Source organism: Pseudomonas sp. PS01299 (assembly GCF_029960145.1).
Taxonomy (GTDB): Bacteria; Pseudomonadota; Gammaproteobacteria; order Pseudomonadales; family Pseudomonadaceae; genus Aquipseudomonas; species Aquipseudomonas putida_A.
The window spans coordinates 1-9,667 of record NZ_JASCPO010000221.1; the positions used below are offsets into that span (position 1 = coordinate 1).

At 60.7% G+C, this 9,667-nt stretch carries 9 protein-coding genes; 6 read left to right on the forward strand and 3 right to left on the reverse strand.

The features are described 5' to 3' along the window. Positions 1–84: 84 nt before the first annotated feature. From QMX91_RS25490 to QMX91_RS25500, 3 genes are all read right to left on the reverse strand, one after another. Positions 85–480 carry a DNA polymerase III subunit chi gene (locus tag QMX91_RS25490; RefSeq protein ID WP_282413556.1) on the reverse strand — a complete coding sequence of 132 codons (396 nt, stop codon included), beginning with the start codon at positions 478–480 and terminating at the stop codon, positions 85–87. Between the two features lie 8 nt (positions 481–488). Beyond that, positions 489–917 (reverse strand): DNA polymerase III subunit chi, encoded by a 429-nt coding sequence (locus tag QMX91_RS25495; RefSeq protein ID WP_210558943.1) that lies wholly within the window; start codon positions 915–917, stop codon positions 489–491. A gap of 61 nt (positions 918–978) precedes the next feature. Further along, positions 979–2,469 carry a leucyl aminopeptidase gene (locus tag QMX91_RS25500; protein ID WP_282413557.1) on the reverse strand — a complete coding sequence of 497 codons (1,491 nt, stop codon included), beginning with the start codon at positions 2,467–2,469 and terminating at the stop codon, positions 979–981. Between the two features lie 308 nt (positions 2,470–2,777). Here QMX91_RS25500 and lptF point away from each other — a divergent pair, with 308 nt between their 5' ends. The 6 genes from lptF (at position 2,778) to era (ending at position 9,554) form a co-directional block, all read left to right on the forward strand. Further along, entirely contained in the window at positions 2,778–3,899 is a 1,122-nt protein-coding gene (gene lptF, locus QMX91_RS25505) for an LPS export ABC transporter permease LptF (RefSeq protein WP_098967341.1), read from the forward strand. Continuing rightward, positions 3,892–4,953 (forward strand): LPS export ABC transporter permease LptG, encoded by a 1,062-nt coding sequence (lptG, locus tag QMX91_RS25510; protein WP_098967343.1) that lies wholly within the window; start codon positions 3,892–3,894, stop codon positions 4,951–4,953. The genes lptF and lptG overlap by 8 nt, the downstream gene beginning before the upstream one ends. A gap of 172 nt (positions 4,954–5,125) precedes the next feature. Further along, positions 5,126–6,922 (forward strand): translation elongation factor 4, encoded by a 1,797-nt coding sequence (lepA, locus tag QMX91_RS25515; protein ID WP_003221926.1) that lies wholly within the window; start codon positions 5,126–5,128, stop codon positions 6,920–6,922. A gap of 9 nt (positions 6,923–6,931) precedes the next feature. Then, entirely contained in the window at positions 6,932–7,786 is an 855-nt protein-coding gene (gene lepB, locus QMX91_RS25520) for a signal peptidase I (protein WP_096795193.1), read from the forward strand. 183 nt (positions 7,787–7,969) lie between these two features. Beyond that, on the forward strand, positions 7,970–8,659 hold the full coding sequence (rnc, locus tag QMX91_RS25525; protein ID WP_024011703.1) for a ribonuclease III: 690 nt from the start codon (positions 7,970–7,972) through the stop codon (positions 8,657–8,659). After that, positions 8,652–9,554 (forward strand): GTPase Era, encoded by a 903-nt coding sequence (gene era, locus QMX91_RS25530; RefSeq protein ID WP_003221935.1) that lies wholly within the window; start codon positions 8,652–8,654, stop codon positions 9,552–9,554. Before rnc ends, era begins: the two co-directional genes overlap by 8 nt. The last annotated feature ends 113 nt before the right edge of the window (positions 9,555–9,667 follow it).

Below are 9,667 nucleotides of genomic sequence, written 5' to 3' on the forward strand. Positions count from 1 at the left end.
CGCGAATTCGGTGTGTCAGCCAGCGATGATGGTGCCTGACATACCGCATTCGCGAGCAAGCCCGCTCCCACAGGGGATTTGTGGTTATTCGTATTGGCTCAAAAGCCGTTCCATCCGCGCCTCGAGGCGGCGTTTGATTTCGGTTTCGATGTGCGGCGCGAAGTCGTCGATCACGTCCTGCATGATCAATTGCGCGGCGGCGCGCAGTTCGCTGTCCAGGTGCAGCAGGGCGTCCGGGCCTTTATCCACAGGTGCTGCCGGTTTGGCAGCAGGCGCCGGGGCCGGAGCTTGGGGCGGTTCGATGGCGGGCGGCGTGGCGTCGACGGCCTCGAACAGCATCGGAATCTGTTCCTGTTCGCCGTCCTCGACCGTGTCGGTCAGCAAGGGCGGTTGCAGGTTGTCATCGCCAAGCAACTGGCGGATCGACTCGAGATCGTCCAGCAGGTGCGCAGGCTTTTGCAGCGGTTTTGGAGTGTCCATCGGCGTACTCAGAGTCGCTGTAAACGGTGGTCTTGCAGAGGATAGCCCTGTTCGCGGTAGAAACGGAAACTCTCCCGTGCCGCCGCGCGAATCGCCGGATCTTCCACCACCACTTCCGCCACGCGGGCGAATTGGCTGGCGAAAGCCGGGACTTTCAGGTCGAGGTTGACCAGCAGATCTTGATGCTCGCCGCAGTCAGCGCCCAGTCCCAGCACGATCAAACCATCCGGCTCGCTCTCGGCAGGGCCGTGCGGCACGAACGTTTCGCCCTTGAACGCCCACAGGCGCGCATCGAGATCGCCACGCTGAGCAGCATCGCTGCAATGCAGGTAGATGCGGTGGCCCATGCGCCAGGCTTTCTCGGTGAGCTTGCAGGCAAAGTCCAGGCGAGCCGAAGGATCGGCGCTGGGCAGGATATAGAAGTCGACTTTGGTCATTGCGGTTCCCTGAGCCTTGAGCGGCGTCACCGCAAAGTGACGCCGCCCAGGTTCATCGGTTTCAGGCTTTGGCGCGGTCCAGCAGGTATTGGGTCAGCAGCGGAACCGGGCGGCCGGTGGCGCCCTTGTCCTTGCCGCCGCTGGTCCACGCGGTGCCCGCGATGTCCAGGTGCGCCCAGTTGAGGTTCTTGGTGAAGCGCGACAGGAAGCACGCGGCGGTGATGGTGCCGGCCTTCGGCCCGCCAATGTTGGCGATGTCGGCGAACGGGCTGTCCAGTTGCTCCTGGTATTCGTCGAACAGCGGCAGTTGCCAGGCGCGGTCGTCAGCAGCTTTGCCGGCGCTGAGCAGTTGCTCGATCAGTTCGTCGTTATTGCCCAGCAGGCCGGAAGTGTGTGCACCGAGTGCAACCACACAGGCACCGGTCAGGGTGGCGATGTCGATCACTGCTTGTGGCTTGAAGCGCTCGGAGTAGGTCAGGGCGTCGCACAGCACCAGACGGCCTTCGGCGTCGGTGTTGAGGATTTCCACGGTCTGGCCGCTCATGGTGGTGACGATGTCGCCCGGACGCGAGGCGTTGCCGCTCGGCATGTTTTCGGCGCAGGCGAGGATGCACACCAGGTTGATCGGCAGCTTCAGCTCGAGCACCGCACGCAGGGTACCGAACACGGAGGCCGCGCCGCCCATGTCGTACTTCATTTCGTCCATGCCGGCGCCAGGCTTGAGGCTGATGCCGCCGGTGTCGAAGGTGATGCCTTTGCCGACCAGCGCGTAAGGCTTCTCGGACTTCTTGCCACCGTTGTATTGCATGACGATCAGGCGCGGCGGCTGGGCGCTGCCCTGGCCGACGGCGTAGAACGAGCCCATGCCCAGGGATTTGATCTTCTTCTCGTCGAGGACTTCGACTTTCAGATCCTTGAACTCTTTGCCGAGGTTCTTCGCTTGCTCGCCGAGGAAGGTCGGGTGGCAGATGTTCGGCGGCAGGTTGCCCAGATTACGGGTGAAGGCCATGCCGTTGGCGATCGCGGTGGCATGGTTCACGGCGCGCTGCACTTCAGCCTGAGCAGCCTTGATGGTCAGCAGGGTGATTTTCTTCAGGGCGCGCGGTTCGGCTTTCTGGCTCTTGAACTGGTCGAAGGTGTATTCGCCGTCCACCAGGGTTTCCGCCAGCAGACGGGTCTTGCCGTAGCTGTCGCGGTTCTTGACGATGATTTCATCCAGCGCCAGCACGGCGTCGCTGCCGCCCAGACCTTTCAGGATATTGAGGATGCCGGCAATGGTTTTGCGGAACGGACGGTCGCCCAGTTCTTCATCCTTGCCCACGCCGACCAGCAGCACGCGCTCGGCTTTCAGGTTCGGCAGGCTGTGCAGCAGCAGGCTCTGACCGACCTTGCCGGCCAGATCACCACGCTTGAGCACGGCGCTGATCGCGCCACCGCTCAGCTCGTCGACCTGTCTGGCGGCGACGCCGAGTTTGCGGCCTTCGCCGACGGCAACCACCAGGGTGGCGGTTTTCAACGTTTCTGGGCTAACGCTTTTTACAACCAGTTCCATGTCCGGATCCCTGAATGAATGGTCAACACACAGGCGTTCGACGGTGTCCGCAGTCGCCTGCTTATAGATAGAAGAGGCGCAGGTCTGTGCCTGCGACGAAGGCGGCAGTTTGAACCTCGCTCACCGCGCCTGACAACCCTCGGTTGTGCGATCTTCAACGGAATCTACGCTTGGGTGAGTGTGCGCAGTGACAGGCGCCCTCAATCACAGGATAATGCCGCATCTTTTTTCGACGGCTCTGCCTTGCGGGTCGCTCGAAACATTTGCTTGTTTGGCCGCCTTAGCCTGACAACCCTGGAGTGTCTGGTTTGATCGTCTTCCGTTATCTGTCCCGTGAAGTAATGTTGACCCTGAGCGCCGTCAGCGCCGTGCTGCTGGTCATCATCATGAGCGGTCGCTTCATCAAATACCTTGCCCAGGCCGCTGCGGGCCAACTCGATCCGGGATCGCTGTTCCTGATCATGGGTTACCGTCTGCCGGGTTTCATGCAACTGATCCTGCCGTTGGGTCTGTTTCTCGGGATCCTGCTGGCTTACGGCCGGTTGTACCTCGAAAGCGAAATGACCGTGCTCTCGGCCACCGGCATGAGTCAGCAGCGTCTGCTGCGCATGACCCTGTTCCCGGCGACGCTGGTGGCACTGGTGGTGGCGTGGCTGAGCCTGAGTCTGGCCCCGCAGGGCGCCAACCAGTTCCAGCTGCTGCTGAACAAGCAGGACGCCCTGACCGAATTCGATACCCTCGAACCTGGCCGTTTCCAGGCGTTGCGAGACGGCACTCGGGTGACCTACACCGAAAGCCTGACCGACGATCGCGTCAACCTCGGTGGCGTGTTCATCTCGCAGAAAAACCTCGGCTCCGATCAGAAGGACCGCGGGATTTCCGTGCTGGTGGCCGAAAAAGGCCGCCAGGAAGTTCACTCGGACGGCAACCGCTATCTGATCCTGCACAACGGCTATCGCTATGACGGCAGCCCGGGTCAGGCCGATTACCGCGCGATCAAATACGACACCTACGGCGTATTGCTGCCAAAACCTGATGCCAGTGACGAAGTCACCGACCGTGACGCGATCCCGACTTCGACCCTGCTGGGCGCCGACGACGAGCGTTCCAAGGCCGAACTGCAATGGCGGATTTCCCTGCCGTTGCTGGTGTTCATCGTGACCCTGATGGCGGTGCCGCTGTCGCGGGTCAATCCGCGTCAGGGCCGTTTCCTGAAGCTGCTGCCGGCGATTCTTCTTTATATGGCTTACCTGACCATCCTGATTGCCGCCCGCGGCGCCCTCGAAAAAGGCAAGATCCCGCCGGCCCTTGGCCTGTGGTGGGTGCACGGGATCTTCCTGGTCATCGGTCTCGGCCTGCTGTACTGGGAGCCGATGCGTCTGAAGCTGGCCAGCCGTCGCAGCGCTGCGCTGGAGGTGGCCCGTGGTTAAACTCGACCGCTACATCGGCAGCAGCGTATTCGTGGCGATCATCGCCGTGCTGGCGATCATTCTGGGTCTGGCGACCCTGTTTGCCTTCATCGACGAGATGAGCGACGTCAGCGATACCTACACGCTGACCGATGTGCTGAGCTTCGTCCTGCTCACCGCGCCGCGTCGCCTGTACGAAATGCTGCCGATGGCCGCGCTGATCGGCTGTCTGATCGGCCTCGGCAGTCTGGCCAGCAGCAGCGAACTGACGGTCATGCGTGCCGCGGGTGTGTCCATCGGGCGCATCGTCTGGGCCGTCATGAAGCCAATGCTGGTGTTGATGCTGGCCGGCGTACTTATCGGCGAATACGTGGCGCCGGCCACCGAAAGCATGGCCCAGGCCAATCGCTCGCTGGCGCAAGGCAGCGGCGACGCGCAGAGCGCCAAGCACGGCATGTGGCACCGTCAGGGTGAGGAATTCATCCATATCAACGCCGTGCAACCCGACGGCCTGTTGTATGGGGTGACCCGCTATCACTTCGACAAAGAGCGCCACCTGCTCAGCTCCAGCTTCGCCAAGCGTGCGGAGTTCGACGGCAAGCGCTGGCTGCTCAGCGACGTGACCACCACGGTCTTCCACGAGCGCAGCACCGAAGTGGTGAATGCGCCGAGCGAGGAGTGGGACGTATCGCTGAGCCCGCAATTGCTCAACACGGTGGTGATGGCGCCCGAGGCGCTGTCGATTTCCGGTCTGTGGGGCTATATCCACTATCTGGCGGATCAAGGCCTGAGCAATGGCCGCTATTGGCTGGCATTTTGGGTCAAGGTGTTGCAGCCGCTGGTCACCGCCGCGCTGGTGCTGATGGCGATCTCCTTCATCTTCGGTCCGTTGCGCTCGGTCACCCTCGGTCAGCGAGTGTTCACCGGTGTGCTGGTGGGCTTCACCTTCCGCATCGTCCAGGATCTGCTTGGCCCTTCGAGCCTGGTGTTCGGTTTCTCGCCGCTGTTCGCGGTGCTGGTGCCAGCCACGGTCTGTGCGCTGGCGGGTGTGTGGTTGCTGCGACGGGCCGGCTGATGGCCGCGTTGTTGCCAACGCTTTAACCGCGAAAACGCCTCGGTCGACAGATCGGGGCGTTTTCGTATGCAATCGGGGTGACAGGCGAACGTGACGCTTGCGCCGTGTATCAGGTACAATTCCCGGCTATTTTTCGGCGGGCCAAGCCTGCAGCCTTTTTGAGTGTTGATCCGTGAGTGATTTGAGTCATATCCGCAATTTCTCCATCATCGCCCACATTGACCATGGCAAGTCGACGCTGGCTGACCGTTTCATCCAGATGTGCGGTGGCCTGGCCGAGCGTGAAATGGAAGCCCAGGTACTGGATTCCATGGATCTGGAGCGCGAACGCGGGATCACCATCAAGGCCCACAGCGTTACCCTCTATTACAAAGCCAAAGATGGCGTCACCTACCAGCTGAACTTCATTGACACCCCGGGCCACGTCGACTTCACCTACGAAGTCAGCCGTTCCCTGGCCGCGTGTGAAGGGGCGTTGCTGGTGGTCGATGCCGGTCAGGGTGTTGAAGCCCAGTCCGTGGCCAACTGCTACACCGCCATCGAGCAAGGCCTCGAGGTCATGCCGGTGCTGAACAAGATCGACCTGCCACAGGCCGAGCCGGACCGCGTCAAGGACGAGATCGAGAAGATCATCGGCATCGACGCCACCGACGCCGTCACCTGCAGCGCCAAGACCGGCCTGGGTGTCGACGAAGTGCTCGAGCGTCTGGTCGCGACCATTCCTGCGCCGACCGGCAACATCGAAGATCCGCTGCAAGCGCTGATCATCGACTCCTGGTTCGACAACTACCTGGGCGTTGTCTCCCTGGTGCGCGTGCGTCATGGCCGCGTGAAGAAGGGCGACAAGATCCTGGTGAAATCCACCGGCAAGATCCACCTGGTCGACAGCGTTGGTGTATTCAATCCGAAGCACACTGCTACCGCTGACCTCAAGGCTGGCGAAGTGGGCTTCATCATCGCCAGCATCAAGGACATTCACGGTGCACCGGTCGGTGACACCCTGACCCTGAGCTCGACTCCAGATGTACCGGTACTGCCCGGCTTCAAACGCATCCAGCCACAGGTTTACGCCGGTCTGTTCCCGGTCAGCTCCGACGACTTCGAGGACTTCCGCGAAGCGCTGCAGAAACTGACCCTGAACGACTCGTCGCTGCAGTACACCCCGGAAAGCTCCGACGCACTGGGCTTCGGCTTCCGTTGCGGGTTCCTCGGCATGCTGCACATGGAGATCATCCAGGAGCGCCTCGAGCGCGAATACGACCTGGATCTGATCACCACCGCGCCAACGGTAATTTTCGAGCTGGTGCTGAAAACCGGTGAAACGATTTACGTCGACAACCCGTCCAAACTTCCGGATGTGTCGGCCATCGAAGACATGCGCGAGCCAATCGTGCGGGCCAACATCCTGGTTCCGCAGGAACACCTGGGCAACGTCATCACCCTGTGCATCGAGAAGCGCGGCGTACAGGTTGACATGCTGTTCCTCGGCAATCAGGTGCAGGTCACTTACGACCTGCCGATGAACGAAGTGGTCCTGGACTTCTTCGACCGTCTCAAATCCACCAGCCGCGGCTATGCTTCGCTGGATTACCATTTCGATCGTTACCAATCGGCTAATCTGGTGAAACTGGACGTGCTGATCAACGGTGACAAGGTCGACGCCCTGGCGTTGATCGTGCACCGTGACAATTCGCACTTCAAAGGTCGCCAGTTGACCGAGAAGATGAAAGAACTGATTCCTCGTCAGATGTTCGACGTGGCCATCCAGGCTGCCATTGGCGGTCAGATCGTCGCCCGGACCACCGTCAAGGCACTCAGAAAGAACGTATTGGCCAAATGCTACGGCGGTGACGTAAGCCGTAAGAAAAAGCTGCTTGAAAAGCAAAAGGCCGGTAAGAAACGCATGAAGCAGGTCGGCAACGTGGAAATTCCACAAGAAGCCTTCCTTGCCGTGCTCAGGTTGGAATAGTCAGGTCCTATGTCACTAAATTTCCCGCTGTTGCTGGTCATCGCCGTGTTGGTCTGCGGCCTGTTGGCGTTGCTCGATCTGCTGTTCCTGGCGCCGCGTCGGCGTGCTGCCATTGCCTCTTATCAAGGCAGTGTCAGCCAGCCCGAGCCCGTTGTGGTCGAGAAGCTGAACAAAGAGCCGTTGCTGGTTGAATACGGCAAGTCGTTCTTTCCGGTGCTGTTCATCGTGCTGGTGCTGCGTTCGTTCCTGGTGGAACCGTTCCAGATCCCGTCCGGCTCGATGAAACCGACTCTGGACGTGGGCGACTTCATTCTGGTGAACAAGTTTTCTTACGGGATCCGCCTGCCGGTGATCGACAAGAAAATCATCGAAGTCGGTGATCCGCAGCGTGGCGATGTGATGGTGTTCCGCTACCCGAGCGACCCGAACGTCAACTACATCAAGCGTGTAGTCGGTCTGCCGGGCGATACGGTGCGTTACACCGCCGACAAGCGTCTGTTGGTCAATGGCGAGTCGATTGCCGAGCAACTGGTCGGCTCCGAGCCGGGCACGCTGGGCAGCGCGGAACTCTACAAGGAAAAACTCGGCGCTGCCGAGCACCTGATCCGCAAGGAAATGAGCCGCTACCGCGCTACGCCGGACCATACCTGGACCGTGCCGGCCGGGCACTACTTCATGATGGGCGACAACCGCGACAACTCCAACGACAGTCGCTACTGGGATGACCCGAACATTCCCAAGGATCTGCTGGGCATGGTTCCCGACCAGAATATCGTCGGCAAAGCCTTCGCTGTCTGGATGAGCTGGCCGGAACCGAAACTCAGCCACCTGCCGAATTTCTCGCGGGTTGGCCTGATCAAGTAATCAATCACGGCGCTGTTGACCACAGCGCCGAATGCATTTCTGGAGTCGACACAAATCGGCACCAGGGCATGAAGCCACGATATTCAGGACGTCATTTTTGAACACAGCGTTAATTGTCCCAGGCCTGCGCCGTACCCCGGCGATGGCAGTGGAATCCAGCCACGAACTCAGCGTGGGTAAACCGTGAGCGTTTCTCTAAGCCGTCTCGAGCGCCAGCTCGGTTACACCTTCAAGGATCAGGAGCTGATGCTGCTGGCCCTCACGCACCGCAGCTTTGCCGGGCGTAACAACGAACGCCTGGAATTCCTCGGCGATGCCATCCTCAACTTCGTCGCTGGCGAGGCGCTGTTCGATCGCTTCCCGCTGGCCCGCGAAGGCCAGTTGTCGCGTTTGCGCGCACGTTTGGTGAAGGGTGAGACACTGGCGGTGCTGGCCCGTGGTTTCGACTTGGGCGACTACCTGCGTCTGGGCTCGGGCGAACTGAAAAGCGGTGGCTTCCGTCGCGAATCGATTCTGGCCGATGCCCTCGAAGCGCTGATCGGTGCGATCTACCTCGATGCCGGCATGGACGTCGCTCGCGAGCGCGTACTGGCCTGGCTGGCCGGTGAGTTCGAAGGCCTGACGCTGGTCGACACCAACAAGGATCCCAAGACCCGTCTGCAGGAACATCTGCAATCGCGCGGTTGCGAACTGCCACGCTACGAAGTGGTGGATATCCAGGGTGAGCCGCACTGCCGTACCTTCTTCGTCGAGTGCGAAGTGGTCTTATTGAATGAAAAAAGCCGAGGTCAGGGTGTGAGCCGTCGTATTGCCGAACAGGTAGCGGCCGCCGCAGCACTGATTGCCCTGGGCGTGGAGAATGGCAATGACTGATACAAACGCAACTCGCTGTGGCTACGTTGCCATCGTCGGCCGTCCCAACGTCGGCAAATCGACGTTGCTGAACCACATCCTCGGCCAGAAGCTCGCGATCACCTCGCGCAAGCCGCAGACCACCCGTCACAACATGCTCGGGATCAAGACCGAGGGTGACGTGCAGGCGATCTACGTCGACACCCCCGGCATGCACAAGGGTGGCGAAAAGGCCCTGAACCGCTACATGAACAAAACCGCTTCGGCAGCATTGAAAGACGTCGACGTGGTGATCTTCGTGGTTGATCGCACCAAGTGGACCGAAGAGGACCAGATGGTGCTGGAGCGCGTGCAGTACGTGACCGGCCCGCTGATCGTCGCACTGAACAAGACCGACCGCATCGAAGACAAGGCCGAGCTGATGCCGCACCTGTCGTGGTTGCAGGAACAGCTGCCGAACGCACAGATCATCCCGATTTCCGCGCAACACGGGCACAACCTCGACGCGCTGGAAAAGGTCATCGCCGATCATTTGCCGGAGAACGATCACTTCTTCCCGGAAGACCAGATCACCGACCGTAGCAGCCGTTTCCTCGCCGCTGAACTGGTGCGCGAGAAAATCATGCGCCAGATGGGCGCCGAGCTGCCGTACCAGATCACCGTCGAGATCGAAGAGTTCAAGCAGCAGGGCAAGACCCTGCACATCCACGCGCTGATCCTCGTCGAACGTGACGGGCAGAAGAAGATCATCATTGGCGACAAGGGCGAGCGCATCAAGCGCATCGGCACCGAGGCGCGCAAGGACATGGAGCTGCTGTTCGACTCCAAGATCATGCTCAACCTGTGGGTCAAGGTGAAGGGCGGCTGGTCCGACGACGAGCGTGCTCTGCGTTCGCTGGGTTACGGCGACCTGTAAGCAGCGGTTTTCCGAGACACCGGAGAACCCCCTGTGGGAGCGGGCTTGCTCGCGAATGCGCAGTGTCAGTCGACCTATGCTTTGACTGATTCAGCGCTTTCGCGAGCAAGCCC

Excerpts from the sequence above, each read along its gene's own strand:
- QMX91_RS25500 (WP_282413557.1), bottom strand. The coding sequence starts at position 2,469 with ATGGAACTGGTTGTAAAAAGCGTTAGCCCAGAAACGTTGAAAACCGCC.
- QMX91_RS25495 (WP_210558943.1), bottom strand. The coding sequence starts at position 917 with ATGACCAAAGTCGACTTCTATATCCTGCCCAGCGCCGATCCTTCGGCT.
- QMX91_RS25490 (WP_282413556.1), bottom strand. The coding sequence starts at position 480 with ATGGACACTCCAAAACCGCTGCAAAAGCCTGCGCACCTGCTGGACGAT.
- era (WP_003221935.1), top strand. The coding sequence starts at position 8,652 with ATGACTGATACAAACGCAACTCGCTGTGGCTACGTTGCCATCGTCGGC.
- lepB (WP_096795193.1), top strand. The coding sequence starts at position 6,932 with ATGTCACTAAATTTCCCGCTGTTGCTGGTCATCGCCGTGTTGGTCTGC.